The sequence below is a fragment of the Segatella copri DSM 18205 genome (assembly GCF_025151535.1).
Classification (GTDB): domain Bacteria; phylum Bacteroidota; class Bacteroidia; order Bacteroidales; family Bacteroidaceae; genus Prevotella; species Prevotella copri.
This window is the reverse complement of record NZ_CP102288.1, coordinates 1,848,671-1,872,701: the sequence shown is the minus strand read 5'-3', so window position 1 is coordinate 1,872,701 and position 24,031 is coordinate 1,848,671. Positions and strand designations below refer to the sequence as shown.

General features: G+C 46.3%; 15 protein-coding genes, 1 other RNA gene and 1 pseudogene. 5 read left to right on the top strand and 12 right to left on the bottom strand.

The features are described 5' to 3' along the window. Nucleotides 1-4: 4 nt before the first annotated feature. Nucleotides 5-919, top strand: coding sequence for a helix-turn-helix domain-containing protein (locus NQ544_RS07955; RefSeq protein ID WP_050758588.1), 915 nt, complete (start codon nucleotides 5-7; stop codon nucleotides 917-919). A gap of 64 nt (nucleotides 920-983) precedes the next feature. Here NQ544_RS07955 and ssrA read toward each other — a convergent pair. Then, nucleotides 984-1,381, bottom strand: a transfer-messenger RNA (tmRNA) gene (gene ssrA / locus NQ544_RS07950). Nucleotides 1,382-1,626: 245 nt separating this feature from the next. Between ssrA and NQ544_RS07945 the strand changes: the two genes are divergently transcribed. After that, a complete protein-coding gene (locus NQ544_RS07945) occupies nucleotides 1,627-3,072 on the top strand; it encodes a PepSY domain-containing protein (RefSeq protein WP_006847162.1) in 1,446 nt (481 codons plus the stop codon). A 136-nt stretch (nucleotides 3,073-3,208) separates the two neighbouring features. On the opposite strand, the gene NQ544_RS07940 is transcribed toward NQ544_RS07945, so the two are convergent. From NQ544_RS07940 to NQ544_RS07920, 5 genes and pseudogenes are all read right to left on the bottom strand, one after another. Next, nucleotides 3,209-4,219, bottom strand: a complete 1,011-nt coding sequence (locus NQ544_RS07940; RefSeq protein ID WP_040552966.1) for a virulence RhuM family protein — start codon at nucleotides 4,217-4,219, stop codon at nucleotides 3,209-3,211. Nucleotides 4,220-4,223: 4 nt separating this feature from the next. Then, nucleotides 4,224-4,433: pseudogene (locus NQ544_RS07935) on the bottom strand (SAM-dependent DNA methyltransferase); the annotation flags it as partial. A gap of 522 nt (nucleotides 4,434-4,955) precedes the next feature. Beyond that, on the bottom strand, nucleotides 4,956-6,785 hold the full coding sequence (locus NQ544_RS07930) for a VapE domain-containing protein (RefSeq protein WP_153134017.1): 1,830 nt from the start codon (nucleotides 6,783-6,785) through the stop codon (nucleotides 4,956-4,958). 470 nt (nucleotides 6,786-7,255) lie between these two features. Further along, complete coding sequence (locus NQ544_RS07925) at nucleotides 7,256-7,717, bottom strand: hypothetical protein (protein ID WP_006847165.1); 462 nt, start codon at nucleotides 7,715-7,717, stop codon at nucleotides 7,256-7,258. A 276-nt stretch (nucleotides 7,718-7,993) separates the two neighbouring features. Next, a complete protein-coding gene (locus NQ544_RS07920) occupies nucleotides 7,994-9,280 on the bottom strand; it encodes an IS1380-like element IS942 family transposase (RefSeq protein ID WP_006847166.1) in 1,287 nt (428 codons plus the stop codon). 261 nt (nucleotides 9,281-9,541) lie between these two features. Here NQ544_RS07920 and NQ544_RS07915 point away from each other — a divergent pair, with 261 nt between their 5' ends. Continuing rightward, on the top strand, nucleotides 9,542-13,630 hold the full coding sequence (locus tag NQ544_RS07915) for a hybrid sensor histidine kinase/response regulator transcription factor (RefSeq protein WP_228023687.1): 4,089 nt from the start codon (nucleotides 9,542-9,544) through the stop codon (nucleotides 13,628-13,630). 88 nt (nucleotides 13,631-13,718) lie between these two features. Here the strand turns inward: NQ544_RS07915 and NQ544_RS07910 are convergent, their stop codons facing one another. Continuing rightward, nucleotides 13,719-15,698: an OPT family oligopeptide transporter gene (locus tag NQ544_RS07910; RefSeq protein ID WP_006847168.1), complete on the bottom strand. Its 1,980-nt coding sequence runs from the start codon at nucleotides 15,696-15,698 to the stop codon at nucleotides 13,719-13,721. Further along, a complete protein-coding gene (locus NQ544_RS07905; protein WP_006847169.1) occupies nucleotides 15,698-16,570 on the bottom strand; it encodes an aldose 1-epimerase family protein in 873 nt (290 codons plus the stop codon). The genes NQ544_RS07910 and NQ544_RS07905 overlap by 1 nt, the downstream gene beginning before the upstream one ends. Nucleotides 16,571-16,799: 229 nt before the next feature. Here NQ544_RS07905 and NQ544_RS07900 point away from each other — a divergent pair, with 229 nt between their 5' ends. Further along, complete coding sequence (locus NQ544_RS07900; protein ID WP_006847171.1) at nucleotides 16,800-17,681, top strand: DMT family transporter; 882 nt, start codon at nucleotides 16,800-16,802, stop codon at nucleotides 17,679-17,681. 111 nt (nucleotides 17,682-17,792) lie between these two features. On the opposite strand, the gene NQ544_RS07895 is transcribed toward NQ544_RS07900, so the two are convergent. From NQ544_RS07895 to NQ544_RS07885, 3 genes are all read right to left on the bottom strand, one after another. Next, nucleotides 17,793-18,704, bottom strand: a complete 912-nt coding sequence (locus NQ544_RS07895) for a LysR family transcriptional regulator (protein WP_006847172.1) — start codon at nucleotides 18,702-18,704, stop codon at nucleotides 17,793-17,795. Between the two features lie 178 nt (nucleotides 18,705-18,882). After that, complete coding sequence (locus tag NQ544_RS07890) at nucleotides 18,883-20,328, bottom strand: threonine/serine exporter family protein (protein ID WP_006847173.1); 1,446 nt, start codon at nucleotides 20,326-20,328, stop codon at nucleotides 18,883-18,885. Between the two features lie 6 nt (nucleotides 20,329-20,334). Further along, nucleotides 20,335-22,023: a putative transporter gene (locus NQ544_RS07885; RefSeq protein WP_006847174.1), complete on the bottom strand. Its 1,689-nt coding sequence runs from the start codon at nucleotides 22,021-22,023 to the stop codon at nucleotides 20,335-20,337. Between the two features lie 275 nt (nucleotides 22,024-22,298). On the opposite strand from NQ544_RS07885, the gene mnmA reads away from it, so the two are divergent. Continuing rightward, a complete protein-coding gene (gene mnmA / locus NQ544_RS07880; protein WP_040552972.1) occupies nucleotides 22,299-23,378 on the top strand; it encodes a tRNA 2-thiouridine(34) synthase MnmA in 1,080 nt (359 codons plus the stop codon). Nucleotides 23,379-23,454: 76 nt separating this feature from the next. Here mnmA and NQ544_RS07875 read toward each other — a convergent pair whose 3' ends face one another. Further along, entirely contained in the window at nucleotides 23,455-23,943 is a 489-nt protein-coding gene (locus tag NQ544_RS07875) for a low molecular weight protein-tyrosine-phosphatase (protein ID WP_040552861.1), read from the bottom strand. Nucleotides 23,944-24,031 lie beyond the last annotated feature (88 nt).

Below are 24,031 nucleotides of genomic sequence, written 5' to 3'. Positions count from 1 at the left end.
ATTAATGAAAGAACAGAAGGACGTCAGGCAGCGTATCGAAGAAGGTGAGTTCGCACAGAGTGCAGAAATCCGTGCGAGCTATCTGGATGAGGACATCTTGATTATAGATAATGTCAAGGTGTTGCAGAACCCCGACCCTATGAGATTCCAGATGAACATGATTGCATCCTGTCAGAGAGGCAGCCTGAGAGCTGAACTTAACGGGCGGGAAATCACCGTGGAGAAGGGCGATATATTTATCAGTCCGCCTAACTCTATTCTCGACATCAAAGAGGTGTCGGAAGATTTTGCATGCACAGCCATGTGTGTCAGCAATCACGGCTTGCTTGGTATTCTTCGTTCTCATATCTCGGTATGGAACCGTGCCATGTATGTGAGCAAGGTTTCGGTGTTGAAGATGGACGAGGTGGATATGGTATTCTATTCTAAGTTTACCGACTTGGTGCGCCTCTGTCTGGATCCGAAGTTCAACGATCGCAGTTCGTGGAAACCATATCGCCGTGAGATTGTGGAGACGCTCTTGAAGAGTGCTCTTCTTGCCGTGAGCAATCTTTTGCTGACAGATCTCCCCAAAGAAACGTTGGGAACCAGTGCCAGCGATTTCTTTGATAAGTTCCTGGAGATGTTGCAGCAGAGCGAAATCAAGCATCAGCCTGTAGAATATTTTGCGCAGCAGCTTTGCATCACGCCAAAATATCTCTCCATCATCTGCAAGCGCCATTCCGGCAAGACTGCCATCGAGTGGATTACGGAGTATACGCTTGCTGATATCACCTATTATCTCCGTTCTACAACGAAAACAATCAAGGAGATTTCTGGTATACTGGGCTTCTCCAATACCTCATTCTTCGGTAAATATGTAAGAGAGCATCTGCATATGTCACCTCTGAAGTATCGTGAAAGTTTGAGAAAACAATAACTGCAAAATAAAAACTCGCAAATTCTAAAGAAAGAATCTGCGAGTTTTTTGTTTCTATCAAATAGGGTGGAGCTGGAGGGATTCGAACCCTCGTCCGCACAAGGAAACCATACGCTTTCTACATGCTTATTCCAGCCTTCGGTTTTCGAGGCATGACAGGACCTGGACCACCAATCATACCCTTATCCTCTAAAATTTCATCCATGCAACGAGGCGTACATGAACTATTTCCGATTTACCTGCACCGCTTGATCAACAAGATTCGGAACAACATCCGTTGAGCGATGTCTCGTTCCAGCACCCTGTGCTGGAATAAAGCTAGTTTACTATACTTCGACTAGGCAGCGAGAGCGTAGTTATTTTCGCCAATTAATTTTTTGTTCACTAGGATTTAGGAGGTAGCCAACGAGCCTCCGCATGCTTACGTACCATTTCATCTCGCCGTCAAATCCAGTCAACCCCGAGAATTTTCTGATATTGGGTGCAAAGATAAGGCGAAAATTTGAAATTACCAAATTTTTTAAGGAAAAAATCATACTAAAGATTCCAAATAGCTTAAAATGAGCGTTTTATGAGTTCTTGCCTGAAACATGCTAACCAAACTCTTAATGCAATGGCTGTAATAGCATCCTCATTATCATTATTTTTAGGTATTGCATACCTTCTTAGAAATATGTACCTTTGCAGCCTGATTCAAGATAGTAATAATGATTATGAATATGCTAAATAAGAAAATAACTTGGAGAAAACAACATAAATGGTTAGGCATCGGTATGAGCTTTTTCATGCTGATGTTCTGCTTGTCGGGTATTTTGCTCAACCACCGTTCGCTTATCAAAGATGTGGATGTGAGCAGGAAATATCTGCCAAGCCGCTATGAATTCAAGAATTGGAATGGCGGGTTGATGAGGGGAACGCTTGCTTTGGATGATGCCATATTGCTGTATGGAAACGGGGGAATCTGGCAAACGGATTCTACAGCATCCACATTCAGGGACTTTAATAAGGGGATTCCAGCAGGAGCAGACTGCCGACAGATAAGAAATGTTATCAGAACGGATGATGGTTCTGTCTGGTCGGTATCTCCATTTTCACTCTACCGGTTGGGGAGTCACAAAATCTGGAAAAGCGTAACTCTTCCAACAGAGCCGGAAGAGAAGTTGAGCGACATTTCTGCTCATGGAGATACGCTTTTGGTTCTCAGCCGCTCCTATGCTTATGTTTCCTTGCCACCTTATCAGAACTTCCAACGGATAGAATTGCCTATGCCAAAGGAGTATGATGGGAAGGTTACAGTCTTTCGTACGATATGGCTGCTTCACAGTGGAGAGTTGTTTGGCAGCATTGGTAAACTCATCGTAGATGGCATTGCCATCATCCTGGTGTTGCTCTGCATCTCAGGTCTTATCTTCTGGTTAAAGCCTAAACAGAAGAGGGTGCTTCGCTTTTCGCTACAATGGCATGACAAAATAGGCCGATACACCATCATGCTTACTTTGTTGATAGCCCTGACAGGTTGGTGCCTTCGTCCACCTGTGATGATAGCCTTGGTGTTGAACAAGATGCCGTCTATTCCTGGGACGACGCTTCATAGCAAGAACCCTTGGAATGACAAACTCCGTGTGGTGCGTTATGATGAAAAGTTCGGTGACTGGCTCTTGTCAACTTCGGATGGTTTCTTTTCCGTGAATTTCCAGACCGGAAAGTTGGAGTCCATCTCCAATACTCCACCAGTCAGTGTTATGGGATTGAATGTCCTTCAGCAAAACAAAGATGGTAAATGGTATTGCGGTTCGTTTAGTGGTCTCTTTGTTTGGGATAGAGTAAAGGGGACAACCGTTGATTATTCTACCGGGAAAGCTGCTTTAAAGAACGCTGGCGCACCATTCGGAAAAAAGGCGATAGCAGGTATGAGCCAGGATTTCTCTGATACGCCTGTCATTGCTGAGTATAATGAAGGAACCGACTTTGCGCCACAACCCGCTTATATGAACCAACTGCCCATGTCATTATGGAATGTGGCTCTGGAGGCTCATAGCGGTAGAATCTTCATAGGTAGTATTGCTACATATATATTTATCTTCGTGATGGGAATATTTGCCGTATGGTGTCTTTGGTCAGGGTATGTCATTAGACTGGTGAAGAAGAAATAAAAAAAAAGTTTGAATGCGTTGTTTTAATTGCCATATTGCCATGTTGTATGTGCAAATGGTTGATACTCAGCGTAAAAGTACATATGGCAATTCTCGGAAAAGCGCTGGGAATTGCCATATATTGTTATTGTTGCCTCTACTCATCTCCCAACAATCCTCTTATTTCCTGGTCGAAGTCAGAGTCAATACGTTGGGTCTTATTGAAAATTTCGTATTCTTGTTCCGCTTTCCTCTTGGCTTGTTCCGCAGAAATTTTACCTTTGTCTGGTAAAATTTGGTAGCGTCGGAAAGAGAGGAATTCATTTACGCTTGCCGAGAACTGTTGCATATTAAACGTGTTTTCACGCTCAATAAGATCCTCGATATAGTCGAAGAAACCTGTGACGGCACGTTCTAATTGGCGGATTTCTTTCTCTTGCAGATAGTTCTTGGCGATGCTTACATCCGATTTTAGAACACGACCATCTGGTGCATTTTTCCAAGTGGTAAGTCCCATGTGGTCCTTAGTATGGTCAGCCTTGGAGTATATAATCTCTGCTGCTGTATGTCCAGTGATAGCATAATGGAAGCGGTTTTGAACCATTGCATAGAATTCGCGTGTGGTTGGCGAGTTCTTGTCATAGTCGGTACTACATTCTGCATAAATATCTGTTATTTGCTGCCAGATACGGCGTTCGCTTGCTCGAATAGAGCGTACACGTTCGAGTAACTCACGGAAATAGTCCTTTCCGAACACTGCCGTGCCTTGCTTCAATCGCTCATCGTCCATAGCAAATCCCTTGGTGATATATTCGTTGAGAATCTTTGTTGCCCATTGGCGGAAGCGAGTAGCCTTTAATGAAGAAACACGATAGCCAACCGCAATGATGGCATCGAGGTGATAGAAGTCCACACTATGTGTCTGCGACTTATTGGCCATGGCTCCATGCTGAGTGGTTATTTCCATTTTGGAAACAACCACTTCTTTATCCAATTCCCCTTCCTCAAAAATATTCTTCAAGTGCTTACTGATAGCTGGTACACCAACACCAAATAGCTGTGCCATAGCTTTTTGTGTACACCAAATCGTCTCGTTCTTGATAACCACCTGTACCTTGCCTTCAGAGTCAGGCATACTATACAGTAAAAATTGTATTTCGTTACTCATCTTGTTATTCCTTTTTTGCGTTATCATTAAAGTTGATGCTGTTAAGCTGTCGCATAATCTCATTCTCTAAGCGATGGCTTTCCTCGAATTGCTCTGCCAATGTATTCTTGTAATCAGTCATTCGCTTATTGAACTCCTCTTCCGTGATGTCAACATAGTCTATCTTGATGTCAAAATATTGACCGGCTGGAAGACTGTAACCCTTTTCTTTGAGTCGTCAAAGAATAGCACGGACACATTGGTACCTGTATTGGCAAATACGAAATCTTCCATTCTATCAATTTATTGATTTTAATGCAAATATAATGATTTATTTCGAAAAAGAAGTCATGTTGGTTGATTCTTTAACACGATATAACTAATTGACGATACTATAGATGAGTAAGAATGCACTTCTGTGAATAAAATTACTAAAGGATGACAAAGATCGATATTTGCCCTTTTCGGGCCTATCAGAGAAGCTTTCGGCTCTTTCAAGGCGATTTCTCGAAAGATATTCACCAGCGGAGCCGATTGCTATGTTTCACTCAGAATGACCACACTGGTCATGCTGAATTTAAAATATGCCCCTTTTTAAAGTGGACTCAGAAAATAAAAAAAGTTTGAATGCGTTGTTTTAATTGCCATATTGCCATATTGTATGTGCAAATGGTTGATACTCAGCGTAAAAGTACGTATGGCAATTCTCGGAAAAGCGCCGGGAATTGCCATATATAGCCATAGTGAGAATTTAATGCTATTTTCGCCTAATAACCAGATAATCAGTACCTTTCATCGTTCTTTTTCTCTTCAATCCATCAATATTCTTCAGGCATCGACCGAACGAAAGTAGGCTTTTTGCTTCCAGTGATGCCCCATATTTTGCCTTTAATTCGCTAAAAATGGCGGCGGCAGTCATGAAAGTACCCTCATTTTCGTCTTCTGTTGGCGTAAAACTCTCGCTGAAGCATTGCATGACTGGATCTATTTGCTGGTATCGCCTGTTGTTTTCCATGATGAGAGCCGTCTGTTCTGCATCAAAATAGGTCTTTTCTCCATTCCAGATTGCCTTTTCTGCTTGAGCAAAGAGTTGCTGATAGTTGGGGCGCACACTTACATCGATAGGACCCGTCAGTTCAATGCCGATGAATCGGCGGTTGCCGGAAGGGTCGGTCAGGATGTCATCCATATTGCTTGTGGCGATGAAGGAGGCGGTGCGGGGGAACTCCTGTACATGGCTGCCATAGGGTGGCTTGTATTTCACGTTTGGCAACTGGATGAGATTTTTCAGGAATCCCTGTTGTCCCCTGGCTGAAATCTGGTTGAATTCATCCAGATTGATGAGCAGGCACTGGCTCATAGCCTGCAACACCTGTCTCTTCTCCGAGAGAATCAGATTGTCGGTGTAGCCCCATTGCAGTTGGGGTGGAATCAGCCGGCGGCAGAAAGTACTCTTGTTGTAGCCCTGTTTGGAAATGAGCAGAGGAGCCACGCTGTTGCCATACTGTCTGCCGGTGCGGTTGTGCCATTGCTCCACCATGGCTAGAAACCAGGTGTAGAACCAGTCCTCCCAGTGAGGGTTGTTGGTAGGCACGGTACGTGCCAAGGCGCGTATATGGTCCTTGCCGTCCCAGTTGTCATAACAGGTGAACAGGAATTCCTCTACGGGATTATAGTTCTTGATGAAATTGGATTCCAGGAAATTTCTGACGTCCTTGATGCTGACGTTGATACCTGCCAGTTGCACTTCTAGCGTCAGACTCTTCTGCACTCTCGGTTCCACGGCTTGAAATCCAATCCATTCCTTGTCCTTTGGTACATATTCGGTATATTTCATCACCATGTTGTATCTCAGGTCATACTTCTCGTTCAGATATTTCATCATTTTCTCGATGTTCTCTTTCGAGCCTTTCATGCCTTTTTCTTTCTTGTCAGTCGGGTCGCTTTTAGCCTCAGGTATGGATGGGGTTGGTTCCTGAAGCATCAGTTTCTCATCTACTTTCATGGCGACAGCCTGAGGATTATAATAAGGCAGGGTATCGAGCGTAAGGAGGAAATAGCTTCTTATCGAAGGCTTTTGGCTGGCTATCTCGGCATGGATGACAGACTGGTAGATGGGCAGGATGTGTCGGTAGGCACTTTGGTAGAGTCGGTCGGCATGTTCTTCATCTGTAGGCAGTTCACCCTTTTCATCGGAGAATTTCACCAGTATTTCCACGCTTCTGCCATCCGCTCCGGTCACGGCGATGAGAGTGGAGGGGAGGAAGGCAGCTTGTTTCTTCACGAGCTGAACGTCTTCTGGTTTCAGTATGTTTCTGAACGATAGGAGCAAGAGGCCGTTGAATGCCTTCATCCTGAGATTCCCGTTCTCATCTTTCTGAAACTCGGCGGCAGGGTATACCCTGTGCCAGGTGGGCATGTCTTTATACCCATCGTAACCGAAATTCATGGAAGGAACCATATCTCTGAATTTCTGGATGGTAAACTTGGAATCATCTTTGAGCATACGCTCCAAAAGGTGTCCGATACTTCTGTTGGTAACGCAAAGCTGGTGTTGCCGGTTGGTTCTGATGACTGTTATTCTCATCTGTCCTGTTATTAAAGTTATGTCTTTTTCGAGTGAGGCTTACGTAATGTTTGAGTAGGGCTTACTTGGAGTTCAAAAGAGGCTCACTTGGATTTCGGAAAGCATTACTTGCTAAGCCAGGATGTATCTGAAATTGCGTCGCGACGTATCTGATGCTGCGTCGCGACGCAGTTGTTGTTACGTCGGGACGTATCTGATGCTACGTCGGGACGTAATTTCTTCCGCATCGATGGCGAAGTTACGAAAAAAGATTGAAATCCCCAAACTTTGAACCGAAAAAATGCTTTTTTGCTCAATACTTTCTGTGTTTTTCCCCAAAAATGCCTCAAAAACGCCCGAATATGGCAGATTTCATAGCAATATATAGCAGATAATCCCTTAAAATAAAGAATTGCCATACCCCTAACAGCTTTGTAATCAGATAGATTACTGGCTGGCATGGCAATATGGCAATTCTTGAAAGAAAAATATTAAAATGAAGCAGATTGTGGAACCCTAATTTTTTCTAACATCCCATCTGTAGCAGACAGCAAATATATTGTTTCGTTAGATTTATCTATCCTCATTTGAGAAGCAATAAAGTTTAACTTGTAATTTTTCAATGCTTTTCCTGCTAAATCGTATACTTCAACAGAAGAATATCCTTTTTCTTGAGCTAGGTCTACATGACGTTGTGAAAGAAGGTATATTCTATTTCCGACAATAGTTGCATCTGAAAAATACATAATTTCATTTTCATTAACTAGTTCATTTCCTTGAACTGAGCATATTAAATCTAACTTGTTGTTGGATAAGATTTTGTAAACCTCAAATTTGTCTTTATATTGGTACGCCAAGACAGCATTGTCATTATTTAAATCATACGCAAAGTTGTTCAGGAAAGCTTTGCCTTCTTTTTGCGGATCCTCGATGACAACAGAATCTATTGGCATATTATCCTTAAAGGAATTCAAACGGAAGACGATTTTGTTAGGATGTTCGTCCGAAAAGCAAAAGTAATTTGCAAATACTTTTGGGTTATTAGCTATTCCATTTATACCTCAAATCCGCAACCTATAGGGTTTCGTGGGAATTTACTTGTAAAACGACAAAAATTCTTTTATTGTACATATTCCTTGGGCATAACAGAAACGTCGTAAACACAAAATTCCCTTACCCCATAAAGCGACTTGAGGTAATACACCGGTTTAACCAGAAAAGCATTGCCTTTAACCAAAGTCTGTCTTGAACAGGTTGGCATAAGCATAGTTGTCTGAATAAATGTTCAATACATGCCTACGTGACGTCTTAATCCATTTTGCAGGAACAGAGATGAACTTGAACACAAAGGTCTTGATTCTGCTGGTGGCACGCAATCCAAATTCATGGGTTTTCAATCTCTGCATAATAGCTTTGTAGAAGTTTCTGATGAGAGCTGTCATAAGCAGGAATACAGTATTCTGTGCCATGAACGATTTTGGCAACCGATTCCAGCCAAAGCCATTGTTCATGTCATCGAAGATGCGTTCCTTGCCACCACGAAGATTGTAGAATTCCACAATGTCTCTTGCACTCGACTTGTAATCGTTAGTCAGTATACATCTGTAGGTATATTCGCCTTCCCAAATGTCAAGGTCTCCCTCTATTCGCCTTTGTCTCTGTATGACAAGACGATACGGTTTTCCTTTCCATTTCTCAACAAGGATGGAATTCAGCTCAAATTCAATACCGTTGATTTCAACAGTTTTCCATCCAGTCAAGGCAAACATGGAATCGTAGAAGGAAGAGCATCTGTTGGCACGAATATAAAAATGCCTGCAATGAGCCTCTACCATATCTACGATTTCCTCCGAGCATGAGCCGCAATCCATGCGGGCACGGGATATATATACTTCTGATGCCTCCAGTCGCTTGAAGATTCTTTCCAAAGTCTCTCTTTGGTTGAAGCGCACGTTTGTGTTGCCGTCTCTATTTTCAATACCGACAATCATGTCGTTAATGACTGCCACACCTGGACTATAGCCCAGGAACTTCTTGTAGGTTGGTTTTGCATCATGCTTCTCTGTTTCAATGAACTGATGGTCAAAGTCAAAATCATACTCTTGACCGGATTTCAATTGACCAGTAGCAAGCAGGGCTTTGATCAATAAGCAGTTCATCTTGTCTGCAGTATTGAAATCATAGGAGTTGCCAGAAGCAGATTTATAGGTGATGTTCTTACAAGTCAGTTCTTCGATAGCACGCAATATGGTGTCTGCGCTGCAAGTGCGAAGAGTTGGATGAAGAGACAAATGTTTCATCAAGTGAGTTGTAACATCCTCAATACATGAGCCGCCACAAAGATATACGCACATCAGAGAGCGTAGAATTTCGCTATATTGATAACCAAACATAGTGCATCTCAATCCCAAGGTGGAATCTATGGTTTGAGCTAAAAGAGCATCAAATTGCTCCATAATAGAAAAAATTCCTCCAAAAGGAGTGAGTTTCTCAGATTTTATTTGTACTTTTGCCATGTCATTCAGAGTTTTATTTGTTTTTTATTTGCAACACTAAGATAAGTGAAATTTCTGACATGGCAAAATCCTGAGCAACTTTTTGTTGCTCAGGTGCTTATAAAAAATATTAAATTATAGTGTTGCGGAATTAAGGACTTTAAAAAAGTAGCTATTTGCTTGTTTCGGGGCTTTTTTTGTTCTTTTTGTTGTATTTCTCGTTATATTTTTGTAATTTTGCGGCATTAAATTATCTAACAACAGAAAATAAAGACTCATATAATGAGAAAGATATCTACTCTAATGGTTTCTGTGCTCTGCATGATGATGCCTGTAGGGGCTGAGGCGCAGGTGCCGACAGCCTTCGTCTCGAAGGGGGCTACGGATATTCAGGCGCAGCCACATTCGGTAACGCAAACCAACTCGGGTGCACAATTGGCTGCTATCGACCCTATGGTGCGCTCTATCACGATGGATAATGGTTTGCCGAGTAATGCTGTGCGTAGCGTGGTTCAAGGTTCCAAGGGATACATGTGGTTTGGTACAGACAACGGATTGTGCCGTTTTGACGGATACGATGTCAAAACCTATTATAATCCCTTTACGACTGTAGACCAGTTTGTGAGCGCCCTTACTGCTTGCGAAGAAGGACTGCTGGTAGGTTGCAATAATGGAGCCTATCTGTTCTGTAATGCAACCGACCGATTCCAGAAACTGAGTGATAAGATTACGGCACCTGTCCTTAATTTTTCGCTTGACGGCGATCAGAATGTTTGGATTTCTACCAACGGACAGGGCGTGTTCAGATACAATCGGACTACTCACGAACTGCATCAGTATCCGATGAAGAATATTCAGGGTAAAGTGCAAAGTACGCTGGTTGATGCCAACAACCAGGTATGGATGCTCTGTAACCAGGGTGAAGCCAGCATCTATCATCTCAACAAGTCGACCGACCAGTTTGAAGCATTCCCTCTGAAGGGCGATGCAACCATGTTTCACGGCATGGCGATGCTGGCTACTCCCGATGGCAATGTTTATGTCGGAACCTGGGAAAACGGACTTTACAAGCTCAACGCCGATGGTAGTGCCGAGCAGCTCATCAGCGGAACCTTGAGTAATGCTGTTCATCATATCCATCAGCTTTACTGCAACGACAACAAGTCTCTTCTCATAGCCAGCGATGATGGATTGGTGCAGTATGATATCCAGAACCGTATCTGGCACATGTTGTCGGAAGTCAACAATCCGAGCCGGAGTACGAGCGAGCGCTTTGTTTATGGTATTGCGGATGATAATGAAGGTGGCATTTGGGTAACTACTTTCTATGGTGGTGTGAATTATCTTCCTTCTACGAGTTTTGAAGAGCGTTTCCATGCTTATTCTGCCCGTCTGGGCGGATTGCGCGGTAATGTGGTAGGAAGATTCTTCGAAGACCGTCAGCATCGCATCTGGATAGCTACGGATGATGCGGGACTCGACTGCTTTAATCCCCAGACCAACAGTTTTGTTTCTTATCCGGGCAAGGCGGATATGGGCAAGTATAATGTTCATGCGCTCTTTGCTGATGAAAATGATCTGTGGGTAGGAACCTATGGCAATGGTGTCATCAGAATGAATATGGCTACCGGAGCGCAGCAGGTTTTCTCTACCGATGGAATGGTTTCTGGCAGTAATGCCTATTGTATTTATCGCGACCGGAAGAACCGGCTCTGGGCGGCTACGATGGATGGTGCCAACCTCTTCGATGAAGGACAGCAGAAGTTCAGCAAAATCAAGTTGTTCAAGTCGCTTACCATCGATATCAAGGAAGATCCTCAGGGCAACGTATGGTTTGCTACCCAGGGAGGCGGCTTGTGGCGCTTGGACAAGAATAATGCCTGGAAACAGTATAAACATGTAGAGAATGATTCTACTTCGCTGGTGAGTGATCAGATAAACTGTCTGGTTATTGGCGAAAAGGGGCAGCTCTATGCCGCAACCGGCGAAGGACTTTGCGAATTTCTGCCTTCGAAAGGTATATTCCGACGCATCTCCATCGATGCGCCTAGTCAGGATTTCACGAGTCTTGTCATTTCGCAGGGAGTAATGTGGATTTCTACCAGCAAGGGAATTGTGAAATATACGCCGGGTGAACCTGTCCAGCTGTTCAATAAATATGACGGACTCACTTGCGACCAGTTTATGCCAAACGCCGGACTCCTGGCTTCTGATGGCAGAATCTATTTCGGTTCTACAAGAGGTTTCAACTGCTTCTATCCATATCTCGTCAAGATCAACCAGGTAGCTCCTCCTGTAGCAATCACCTCGGTAGAACTCTTCGGAAAGCCGATAGAGGCGGGGAGCGACCAGTTGGAGAAATCTCTGAGTCATGCAGCAGAACTCAATCTGTCTCATAACGAGAATACCATCAATATCTCGTTTGCCGCCCTGAGCTATGTATCGCCTGAGAAGAACCAGTATGCTTACAAACTTGAGGGAGTAGACAAGGATTGGATTTATACCCACGAGCATCGTGCCAACTATACCAATCTTCCTGCCGGAACCTATACCTTCCTGGTTAAGGCAACCAATAATGATGGTGTATGGTCGAAGAATGAGGCAAAACTGAAGATTGTGGTTCATCCGCCGTTCTGGTGGTCTTTGCCAGCCAAGATTCTGTATCTTCTGCTCATCGGTTACGCAATCTACTGGTTCATGCAGAGCCGGTTGAAACGTGAGAAACGCCGTCATCAGGAAGAACTCGACCAGTTGGAACTCAAGCAGGATCAGGAGATGAGAGATGCCCGCCTGCAGTTCTTCACGATGATTGCCCATGAAATCCGTACGCCGGTAACGCTTATCATCGGACCTTTGGAGAGCCTGAAAGAGTATTGGAAACAGGTTGCCGGAAAACTTTCCGATGGTGAGACTATCACGCAGACGCTTTCTGTTATCGACCGTAACGCCCAGCGTTTGCTCCTGCTAGTAAATCAGCTGCTCGATTTCAACAAAGTGCAGCAGAAGGGCATGCAGGTTCATTTCCGTTTGAATAACATTTCGAAGCTGATGCATGCTGTGGCAGAGCGCTTTGCTCCTACCTTCGAGCAGAAAAGCATCCGTCTTGATGTAGATTATCCAGCCGATGAGCTCGTGGCGATGATTGACCAGGAGGCCATTACCAAGGTTATCAGCAATCTGATGACCAACGCCTTAAAATATACCGAGGATTATGTACGCTTGTCCTGCCGCTTGCTGGAGGATGGAAACCATTTCCGCATAGAGGTGGAAGACAACGGATTGGGAATCAGTCCTGACGAAAAGGAGAAAATTTTCGGAGCCTTCTATCAGGCACGCGACAACAAACCGGGAACCGGAATCGGTCTCAACATCGTGAAGAATCTCGTTGAGGCTCATCATGGTATGGTTGAAGTAGAATCTGCAGTAGGTAAGGGATCTACCTTTATCGTAACCTTGCCGCTCAACCAGTTGGATGCTGTGGTTGAGAAGGCGGATGAGATGGTGAAGGAAGAAGAAACTGTTGCTGAGGAAAATCTGCTGACAGATGAAACTACAGTTGCGCAAGGTTCTCAAAAGGCAGGCGTTGCTGTTGCCAGTCCGCTTCGTGAACCGGCAAAACCGACGATGCTGATTGTGGATGATGATGAAGACATGCGCCAGTTTGTGAAGGCTCATTTCGAAAAGATGTATACGGTTTATACCGCCGACAACGGAAAGGATGCGCTCCGTAAACTGGAGAAACATCCGGTTTCGCTCATCATAAGCGACTGGATGATGCCGGAGATGGACGGTCCGGAGTTCTGCCGTAGGGTGCGTGAAAATTCTGAATATTCTCATCTCCCGTTCGTGATGCTCACGGCAAAGACCGATGATGCGGCGAAGACGGAGAGTATGAACTGTGGAGCCGATGTCTACATAGAAAAGCCGTTCTCGATGAAGTATCTTGAGGCAAGCGTAAGACAGCTTCTTGAGATGCGCCGTCTGTTGAGGAGTAAGTTCTCTCATACTCCGCTTGAGCCGATAGCAGAGATTGCTCCAACTCAGGTTGATAATGCGTTCCTGGAACGAATGTCTCGCATCATCGAAGAGAATGTGGCGAATCCGGAACTCAACGTGGCGTTCCTTGCTGAGAAGATGGGCATAAGCCGCTCTTCGCTCTTTAATAAGATTCGCGGTCTTGCCGATGTTACGCCAAACGAGATGATCCAGCTCGTGAAACTTAAGAAGGGCGCAAAGCTCCTGAAAGAAGGAAACTACCGCATCAGCGAAATCAGCTATATGGTAGGTTTCAGCAGTCCTAGCTATTTTGCCAAGTGCTTCCAGAAGCAGTTTGGCGTCAAGCCGATGGATTTCGTAGCTGCGGAATCGTAGGATAGAAAAAATATTCGGATAGAATAAAAAATCGCCTGGGTGCTCAGATGCATCCAGGCGATTGTCTTATTTGTAAAAAGCCTATTCTTTATTTCTTTGTGGCTCTGATAAAGAAACCTATGAGGCAGATGTAAGCCAGGAGCGAACAAACCTCAGACATCGGATTAACCCACCAGCTGTCGGCGATACTTACCTCGATGCCGCCAAACTTCAGAAGGGCGCTAACCACACCCATCAGGGCTCCACCGGCGATGAAGCCGCTGGCGATGAGCGTTCCCTTCTCACCACGTTCGCTGTTCACCTTGGCATCCTTGCTGCGCGAAGTAACATACCAGTTGATGGCTCCACCCACGAGCAGAGGAACGTTCAGTTCCAGCGGAATAAACATACCCAGAGCGAAAGCCAGGGCAGGAATTTTGAAATAAGTCAGCACGATGGCTATTACGGCTCCGATGCCATAGAGCACCCAAGGAGCTCCCACGCCATTCATCAAAGGGTCGATAACCGCAGCCATCGCATTAGCCTGAGGAGCTGCAAGCGAACCCGATGCGAAACCGTAAGTCTCGTTGAGCAGCATCATCACGCCGCCCACGGTAGCCGCACTCACCAGGGTACCGAGGAATTTCCATCCCTCCTGTTTCTTAGGAGTTGTTCCCAGCCAGTAACCAATCTTCAGGTCGGTAATAAACGAACCTGCTACCGAGAGGGCTGTACAAACCACACCACCCATAATCAGGGCAGCCAGCATGCCGCCAGGACCTTTCAGACCGACAGCCACCATCACCACAGAGGCGAAGATGAGCGTCATCAGGGTCATTCCCGAAACAGGGTTTGAACCCACGATAGCGATGGCATTAGCCGCTACGGTAGTAAAGAGGAAGGCGATGGCAGCCACGAGCAGAATGGCGATAATGGCGAAGAGAAGGTTGCCCTCCATCACGCCAAACCAGAAGAAGAGGAAGGTTACGAGGATGGTAACAAGCGAACCGATAGCGATAATCTTGAAAGAGATGTCGCGCTGGGTGCGCTTCACGTTCTCATCCACATCGCTCTTGCCCTTCAGCTCCTTGGCAGCCAGACCTACGGCACTCTTGATGATGCCCCAGCTCTTGATGATGCCGATGATACCTGCCATGGCGATACCGCCGATACCGATGCTGCGGGCGTAGGCACGGAAGATTTCCTCCGGACTCATCGCACCCACGGTCTTCACGATGCTAGGATCCCAGGCGCTCAGCACGCTATCATGGAAGATAACGCTCATGCCCGGAACAATCAGCCACCATACTACGAGCGACCCCAGACAGGTGAAGAAGGCATACTTCAGACCGATGATGTAACCCAGACCTAATACGGCTGCACCTGTGTTTACCTTGAATACGAGTTTAGCCTTGTCAGCCAGGTCGCATCCCAGACTTACCACACGCGATGTGAAATTCTCGTTCCACCATCCCAGGCTGGCTACGATAAAGTCGTAAAGACCACCCACCAGTCCGGCTATGAGCAGCGGCTTAGCCTGGTCGCCTCCCTTGGCTCCGCTCACCAGTACCTGCGTGGTAGCCGTAGCCTCAGGGAACGGATATTTGCCGTGCATATCGCTTACGAAGTACTTGCGGAAAGGAATAAGGAAAAGAATTCCCAAGACTCCTCCCAAGGCCGAAGCCATGAAGATCTTCATAAACGAAGTAGTCATCTCCGGATATTTAGCCTGCAGGATGTAGATGGCTGGCAGGGTAAAGATGGCTCCTGCCACCACAGCACCCGAACAGGCTCCGATGCTCTGGATAATGACATTCTCGCCCAGCGCCTTGCTACGCTTGGTAGCGGTACTTACGCCCACGGCGATGATGGCGATAGGGATGGCTGCTTCGAACACCTGACCCACCTTCAAGCCCAGATAGGCTGCGGCGGCAGAGAAGATGACTGCCATCACGATTCCCCATGTAACTGACCATCCGTTCACCTCAGGATAAACCTTGTCAGGCGACATCAGCGGCTTATATTCCTCCCCGTCTTTCAGTTCGCGGAATGCGTTCTCGGGGAGTTGCAAATTGTCTTTTTCTTCCATTATTTCTCAATTCTGATGATATACTCACTCATGAAACTTGCACCTGGCTGCAGACGGTTCATCAGATACTTGTCCTTAAACTCGCCATCATATTCAGCCCAGTCGTTCAAACCATACCATGGCTCGATGCAGATGAATGGAGCGTGCTTGCCTGCTGGGTTCCAGATACCTACGGCTGGAGTCTTGAACTCGAGGGTTACATGAGGTTCGCCCTGCTCGTTGAGAATGCTCACCTGCTTAACCTGACTCTTGTCGAAGATAACAGCATCTTCAGCGAAAGTCTCCTCGTTTACTTCCCAGATACCCTTGTCGGTTTCTACGGTTTCCTTAGCCTGACGGTCGATGCATCCGCCTACGTTACCATAGAGACGAACAGGAGCCTCGTTGTCGAGTTTCAGGGTAGCCTTCATTTCTTCGCCCTTCTTGCAGCCAGGAACCATGAATGCTGGGTGACCGCCAATCTGGAAGAAGATTTCCTTGTCGTCGGTATTCTCTACGTGCCAGATGACATGAATCTCGTTGCCCTGCAGGCGGTAAGAGATGGCAAGGTTGAAGTGGTAAGGATAGTTCTTCTGAGTCTCTTCGTTGTCGATGAGCGCGAAGGTGAGGCGGTCGGCAGTCTTGCCAACGAGTTTGAACTCTGTATCGCGTGCGAAACCATGGCGAGGAAGGTGATACTCCTTGCCCTCTGTGCGATAAGTGTCTTTCCACAATCCGCATACGATAGGGAAGAGGATAGGAGAGTGGCGGTTCCAGTATTTCTCGTCGCCATCCCAGAGATATTCATTACCATTAGCATCCTTGATGCTCTGAAGTTCTGCTCCGAGAGATGAAATCTCAAGTGTGAGCTGATCATTCTTAATCTGTTCCATTGTTATTAATTCTTGTGTTTAGTTTTTAATGTTTCATCAGATTATCTTTTTTCAAAGATATTGCAAAGGTACAATTTATTTTCTTAAAGCACAAGAAAAGAGCGTTTTTTCTCAGATATTACAATATATTTATACGATTTTGTTAGCTTATCTCGAATATTTGCTGTAACTTTGTAGCCCGAAATAGATAGATAACAAGAAGTATAAGAAAAAAATAGTATTTAATCTAATGACAAGCAGTAATAAAGTTAAAGGCTTTGCGGCGGGTGTTGTTGCCGCAGTATGTTATGGTACCAATCCTTTGGGCACGCTCGAACTCTATGGCGACGGATTCAATTCCAGTTCTGTACTTATCTATCGTTATCTCTTGGCGGTACTGATGTTTGCCGTGGTGATGCTGTTCCGCAAGGAGAGTTTCAAGGTGAAGTGGGGACATCTGATTCGTCTTGGCGTGCTGGGCTGCATGTTTTCGCTCTCATCAGCTACGCTTTATGTCAGTTTCCATTATATGGCGGCAGGTATTGCCAGCACCATCCTCTTCGTTTATCCTATTATGACAGCCATCCTGATGACGGTCTTCTTCCACGAGAAGGTAACGTGCTCTACCTCGCTTGCCATTCTTCTGGCGGTATCGGGAGTAGGATTGCTCTATCAGGGCGATGGAAACGATAAGTTGAGCACGGCGGGTTTTGCCCTCGTCATGTGTTCATCCCTGCTCTACGCCCTTTACATCATCTCCATCAACCAATGGAAGAATCCGGGCATGTCGAACATCAAGTTTACCTTTTATATATTAGTCTTCGGACTGCTTACGATGTTTGTCTATTCGTTTATTGCAGGCGAGCCGATACTGATGCTTCAAACGCCTAAACAATGGCTCTGTGCTGCCCAGCTGGCTTTGTTGCCAACGGTATTGTCGCTCTTCTTCATGACGGTTTCCATCAATCTTATCGGCAGTACTCCAGCCGCCATCATGGGAGCCTTGGAGCCGGTAACAGCCGTCATCATCGGCGTATGCGTCTTCGGCGAGAGTTTCTCTCTGCAGCTGGCGATAGGTATCCTCGCTATCCTGGCTGGCGTAACGATTATCATCGCAAGAAAGAAAGGGTAAAAGGGTAAAAAGAAGAAAAAATCCTTGCTCGAAAAAGAACTCGAACGAGGATTTTTTTATCTGTTCTAGCCGCAAGCAAATAGGCTCGCGAGCCGCCAGGCGTTAAGATGATTATCTCAGAATATCCTTCAGCGCAAAGTTGGCGAGGATGCTGGTGTTCTGGCTCAGCATGCTGATGAACTCCTGGGCTGAGTTTTTCATGTAAGCATCTTTCAGAATGTGGATGCAGCCATCCATTTCGTTGTCGGCAGCATCGATAGGAATCGCCTTCATGCCGTTCTGCAGAATGGTGGTCGATTCGGAGAGAATGGTCACCAGATTGCTGCGGCTCAGAAGGTCGAAGATGATGTTTACATTATTCACCTCTACCATAATCTTGTAGTTCAAATCTTTGCCCTCTACCATGTGATCAAAGGCGTTGCGTGCCTGCAGACCCTTGCAAGGAAGGATGAGGTCGTAACGCTCCAGATCGGAAAGCTTGACCGATGAAAGGCGCGCCAGCGGATGATTCACGTTCACGATGGCGGCAAGACGGTTGCTGAAAATAGCTCGGCTGTCTACCGCTTTCTCGTTCTTCAGAGGCTTGAAAGCCAGAACGAGGTCGAGTTCGCGCTTCTTCAGTCCGTCCATCAGTTCCTGCATGGTGCGGTATTGGATGTTGAGCTTTACATGAGGATAGGCGTGGAGAAAGGCGATGAGCGTCTCGGACATGATGTTGCTGAAGGAGAACGTTACGCCGATGTTCAGTTCGCCTGTAAGCATTTCCTTCAGATCGTTCATGTGGTCTACACAGGCTTCGGCAGAATTGACCGCGTTTTGGGCGTAAGGTCTCAATTCCTTGCCCGCCTCTGTGAGGTAAACCTCATGAGAATTGCGCTCGAAGAGAGGCATACCAATCTCCTGTTCCAGATGCGAAATCTGCTGTGAGAGGGTGCTCTGGGTGATGTATAACTTGCGCGAAGCTTCTGAGAAGTTGAGCGTCTCGGCTACCTTCAAGAAATATTTCAGTTGTCGTATTTCCATATTGTTCCTTTGTTGAAGCTATCGGCTATAGAAATAACCGATAGCTAAATTTGGGTGCAAAGATAAAACATTTATTTTAATATCCTCTTTTTTTGAAGAATAAAATGATGTTTTATCGCATCTCTACTTCTTTTTATCCGGTTATCATCCGATGAAAATCAGATTACCAACCAGATGATTATTTGATTTCTACTTCGTGCAAATCTACGAATTCGCCATTCTTCTTCTTTCTTTCAACCAGCATGGCAAGCAGCTTGCGCTTGCGGTTGTCGGCGATGAAGCGGCGGAAGAATACGTTTGGAATTGCAACACCCAGGGCGATGCAGATGATGGCGAGCGAGGCCTTGATGAGGTTGTTCATACCTACGGTTACTTCGCCTACTACGCCATGCATGTCGATGAAGGCAAAGAGGGCACGATACATCAGAACTCCCGGTACCATTGGGATAACGCTAGGAATGGTGATGCATTGGTGAGGGGTATGGAACCAATGGCGCGCCTTGATCACGATGATGCTGATGAGCGCAGAACCGGCAAGCGAACCGATGCTCAGACCCATGTCGAGACCGATGTTGCCGTTAGATGGACCCAGGTTGACGAAATTGCGGAAGCAAACGGCGATGATACCGCCCACAGCTACAACCGGCAACAGACGGCGAGGTATGCTGAAGATGGTAGAGAAGCCCATGGCCGATACGGCAGCTGCGATGGCAAACTCCCAGTATTCGTGATGAGGAGTCATCGTAAGATCCTTCACAAAGTTGTCGATATGGCAAACCTGGATGGCGAAGGCGATACCGAACGCCATCGCGAAGATCATCAGCAGGGTGTTCAGGGCACGAACCATTCCCACCTCAATATATCCGTCGAGCATATCGCTTACAAAGTTGATGAGTGGAACTCCCGGCACGATGAAGAGGGCACACGCCATCAGCGGATGCCAAGGGGTATCTGAATGCATGAAGGCTGGAAGCGCTTCGGCAATCGATGGGTTGAGCGAAAGAAATGAGGTCAACCAGGCTATCAGAGTGGCTACGAAAGCCGAAATGCCGATGGCTACATAGTTGTTGCAGCCCTTGGTTGGCAAGAACATTCTCAGGCGGAAACCCAATATGGCTGCAAGCGAACAGAAGAAGAAGGCTGGCCAGTCGCAACCGAACTGGATGCAGAATCCGCCGCAGGCAAAACCGCCGCCGATGGCTACCTGCCAAGGGGTAAAGCTGCGTGGGGTGGCCTTGATGTCGTTCAGGGCCTGCTCATACTGTTCGAGCGAATAGTTATCCTTGATGGCCTTCCAGGTGAGCTTACTTACCTGGGAAATAGAGGTGAGGTTGATGCCGTGCTTCTCGCATCTCTGGAACTTGGAGAAGGAATGCTCCTCGTCGCTATAGTTTACCATCAGCACGTTCCAGTTGATGTAAAGGTGCATGTATCGCTCGTCGAGCCCGAGGAAAGCTGCTGCACGCTTCATGGTTCGCATGATGCGGGATGTGTCGGCAGCACTCTCCATGAGAATGCTACCGGTACGTAATAATAAGTCGAGTTTTCTTCTGAGTTCTGATTCTGCTATTTCCTTGCAGTTGTCCTCTACGCAAGCGCAGGTTTTCAATTCTTTTTCTGTCATATATGTTTATCCAAATACAAAAATAATAATCTGAATGGTTACAATTCTGAGGAACATGGCGAATGGATATACATTCGCATAGCCTACTGTTGGCGCATCTGCCGAAGTCTGCTCACGTACGTAAGCCAGGGCAGAAGGGTTGGTGTTGGTACCTGCCAATACGCCGAGTAATGTATAATAATTGATGTGGAACACGAGCTTGCCGATGATGCCGCCCAGAATGATTGGTATCATGGTGATGGCGATGCCGTAGAGTATCCAGGTCAGTCCGCTTTCTGATGCTACGGTCTGGATAAACTGTTCGCCTGTGCCGAGACCCACGCAAGCCAGGAAGATGCAGATGCCGATTTCGCGAAGCATCAGGTTGGCTGAAATGGTATTGTAGGTAACGAGGTTGTATTTCGGTCCGAAATAACCTATCAGAATGGCTACTACCAATGGGCCGCCGGTAAGTCCGAGACGCAGATTCTCGTTGATGCCTGGGATGAAGAACGGAATGTTGGCTACGATACAACCCAGCATGATGCCCAGGAAGATTGGGATGAGGTTAGGGTAGTTCAGACGCTTCATCTGGTTACCCAGCACCTTCTCGGTATGAGCGATGGCTAGTTCCTTGCCCACTACGGTTACGCGGTCCCCCAACTGGAGTTTCAGGTCTGGGGTCGCGATGAGGTCTACACCATTTCTGTTCACGCGGGTAATGTTGGCGCCAAGGTTGCTTCTAATCTGCAACTGGCTGATGCTCTTGCCGTTGATGCCCGGTTTGGTAATCAGGATTCGGCGGTTGATGAGCTCGCTGCTGAATTCCTCGTCCTTTACGTCAACCTTCTCGCCGAGCAGGGCGATGATAGGTTCTTCTACGGTAGGATGAGCCACAATCTGCAGAATGTCGCCCTCTTCTATCACGGTCTGTCCGTTAACCACCTCGTCCTGGCGTTCGCCGTTGTTACGGATAATCTTGGAAACCATGAAGTCGCGCTTCAGCAGATAGCGGATCTGCTTGACGGTATCTTTGAAAACCATCTGGTTAGAAACCTTTACGGCGAAGGTGTTCAGGGTCATCGCTTCAAGATGGCCCTTGCCTCGCTTAGCTTCATCCTCTTCCTTCTGCTTGTCTATACGTAGCGCGAACCTTAATATAATGAAGCTGAGGATAACGCCGAGCACACCCATAGGATAGGCGATGGCATAGCCGGCTGCGATGGATGGGGCGTCGATGTGGCGCAGGTCGCTGAATGCCTGCTGGGCTGCACCCAATCCAGGAGTATTGGTTACAGCACCCGAAAGGATACCGGCCATAGAGGTGATGGATGTTCCCGAACATAAGAAGATGACTAAGGTAGTAATGATACTCAGGGCCACTACGATCATGCTGAGCAGGTTGAGACTCTTGCCGCCGTTCTTGAACGAAGCGAAGAAGCCCGGACCTACCTCCAGACCGATAGAGTAGACAAAGAGAATCAAGCCAAATTCCTTGAGAAAGTGGAGCAGATGCTCGTCAAGGTTGAGAGAGAAATGTCCAAAGATAAGACCGATGAACAGAATCCAAGCCAAGCCCAGGGAAACACCTTTTACTCTGAGCTTACCTAAACACAAACCCAAGGCGATGACCAGCGAAAGAATCATCACAGAGTGGGCTACTCCGCCTCCCCAAAGGTCTGGGAAGCCATAAAATAGATTTTTTAAAATCTCCATTTTTCTTTATCTATTAATGTAAATACTGAATTTTCAAAAACATTCTTTCTTATCGATTTCTGAAATCGATTGCAAAGGTATAGATAAAAACGAAAGCAAAACTCGTTTTATGTTTAAAAGCTAAGAATGCGGCTATAAGTGTTTTCTATAGCGATAATAGGCTTTGCGGGCTTTTCTTTTCTCTTTCTCATGCATTTCTAGCCCTTTCTTTGCTCATTATATCAGTTTTTTTTCGTAATTTTGCAACCGGATTATTATAAACAGGAAAGAATATGCTGAATATTGACGAAATAAAGGATAAGAGAATTGCCGTGCTCCTTTCGGGTGGCGTCGACAGTTCGGTTGTGGTTTGGGAGTTTGCCCAGCTGGGCCTGCATCCTGATTGCTTCTACATCAAGATTGGTCCTGAGGAGAAAGAGGAGTGGGACTGCTCTTCGGAGGAGGACCTGGAGATGGCTACGGCTGTGGCTAGAAAGTATGGGTGCAAGCTGCAAGTGGTTGACTGCCATCATGAATATTGGAACGAGGTAACCCGTTATACGATGGAGAAGGTGAAGGCTGGTTTTACGCCTAATCCGGACGTGATGTGCAACCGCCTGATTAAGTTTGGCGCCTTCGATGAGAAGATGGGTCACAACTACGACCTCATCGCCACGGGGCATTATGCGCAGACCGAAACGGATGAAAATGGCGACAAATGGCTTGTCACGAGTCCTGATCCTGTAAAAGACCAGACCGATTTTCTGGCTCAGATAGAGAGCTGGCAATTGAAAAAAGCGATTTTCCCTATCGGCCATCATATCAAGAATGAGGTTCGCGAGATAGCCGAAGAGGAGCATCTGATAAATGCCAAGCGCAAGGACAGCCAGGGAATCTGCTTCCTGGGACAGATTAATTATAATGATTATATCCGCCGTTATCTGGGCGAAAAACCGGGCGATGTCATAGAGATGGAAACGGGCAAGCGCATAGGCGAGCACAAGGGGTTGTGGTTTCATACCATCGGCCAGCGCAAGGGCTTGGGCTTTGGCGGCGGTCCCTGGTTCGTGATTAAGAAGGATGTAGAGAACAACATCCTGTATGTGAGTCATGGTTATGATCCGCAGTCGGCCTACAAGAAGGATTTTCCTCTTCACGATTTCCATTTCCTCACACGCGAGGTTGCGATGCAGAAGGTAACTTTCAAGATTCGTCATACGCCGGAGTATCATCCTGCTACGATAGAAAAGCTGGAAGACGGCCGCTGGATGATTCATTCAGAAGAAGCGATTCATGGTGTGGCTCCCGGCCAGTTCTGTGTAGTTTATGATGAGCATCATCATCGTTGCTATGGCTCGGGCGAGATTACGGTATAAATATTTTAAAATGAAAAAAGGGATGAGTCATCAATCTGATATTTTGATGATTCATCCCTTTTTGTTTTATCTGTTTTTACCCTTCCCCGATAATGCTGTCCAGCAATCCCTGGCAGGCATCTTCGAGAAGCGTGATGACGAGCTCGAAGTCGCTATAGTCGCCATAATACGGATCGGGAACGGTGGTGTATTCGCGATGGTGGGTCAGGAAATCGGCCATGCGCACAACCTTCTTCCTATCAGACTCTGAAGAAGCCATGGAGGTAATGGCACGGTAGTTTTCGTTGTCCATTACCACGATGGTTTCGAAACGGGCGAAGTCTGACTTCTGGAACTGGCGGGCATGGCTGTTGAAATTGTAGCCATGCTCGGCGCCACATTTACGCATGCGGCTGTCGGGCAACTGACCTATGTGCCAGCCCCCGATGCCCGCAGAATCGATTTCAAACTCATCCTGAAGCCCCGCTTTTTCTACAAGACTCTTCATGATTCCCTCGGCTGCCGGAGAGCGGCAGATGTTGCCCAGGCAGATAAATAATACGGTATGTTTACCTTTCTTTGTCATGTTGCTAACTTTTTTTGTTTGCAAAGTTAGCATAAATCTCTGTATTATGCAAGATTTTTCTTCATTTTTCTTCCCACAAAGTTCTTAA

Bases quoted from the DNA above. Each gene is read 5' to 3' on its own strand.
- NQ544_RS07875 (WP_040552861.1), bottom strand. From the start codon at position 23,943: ATGACAAAGAAAGGTAAACATACCGTATTATTTATCTGCCTGGGCAAC.
- NQ544_RS07945 (WP_006847162.1), top strand. From the start codon at position 1,627: ATGATTATGAATATGCTAAATAAGAAAATAACTTGGAGAAAACAACAT.
- NQ544_RS07940 (WP_040552966.1), bottom strand. From the start codon at position 4,219: ATGAGTAACGAAATACAATTTTTACTGTATAGTATGCCTGACTCTGAA.
- NQ544_RS07885 (WP_006847174.1), bottom strand. From the start codon at position 22,023: ATGGAGATTTTAAAAAATCTATTTTATGGCTTCCCAGACCTTTGGGGA.
- NQ544_RS07890 (WP_006847173.1), bottom strand. From the start codon at position 20,328: ATGACAGAAAAAGAATTGAAAACCTGCGCTTGCGTAGAGGACAACTGC.
- NQ544_RS07895 (WP_006847172.1), bottom strand. From the start codon at position 18,704: ATGGAAATACGACAACTGAAATATTTCTTGAAGGTAGCCGAGACGCTC.
- NQ544_RS07930 (WP_153134017.1), bottom strand. From the start codon at position 6,785: ATGAGAATAACAGTCATCAGAACCAACCGGCAACACCAGCTTTGCGTT.
- NQ544_RS07955 (WP_050758588.1), top strand. From the start codon at position 5: ATGAAAGAACAGAAGGACGTCAGGCAGCGTATCGAAGAAGGTGAGTTC.
- NQ544_RS07900 (WP_006847171.1), top strand. From the start codon at position 16,800: ATGACAAGCAGTAATAAAGTTAAAGGCTTTGCGGCGGGTGTTGTTGCC.
- NQ544_RS07915 (WP_228023687.1), top strand. From the start codon at position 9,542: ATGAGAAAGATATCTACTCTAATGGTTTCTGTGCTCTGCATGATGATG.
- NQ544_RS07905 (WP_006847169.1), bottom strand. From the start codon at position 16,570: ATGGAACAGATTAAGAATGATCAGCTCACACTTGAGATTTCATCTCTC.
- NQ544_RS07920 (WP_006847166.1), bottom strand. From the start codon at position 9,280: ATGGCAAAAGTACAAATAAAATCTGAGAAACTCACTCCTTTTGGAGGA.
- NQ544_RS07910 (WP_006847168.1), bottom strand. From the start codon at position 15,698: ATGGAAGAAAAAGACAATTTGCAACTCCCCGAGAACGCATTCCGCGAA.
- NQ544_RS07925 (WP_006847165.1), bottom strand. From the start codon at position 7,717: ATGCCAATAGATTCTGTTGTCATCGAGGATCCGCAAAAAGAAGGCAAA.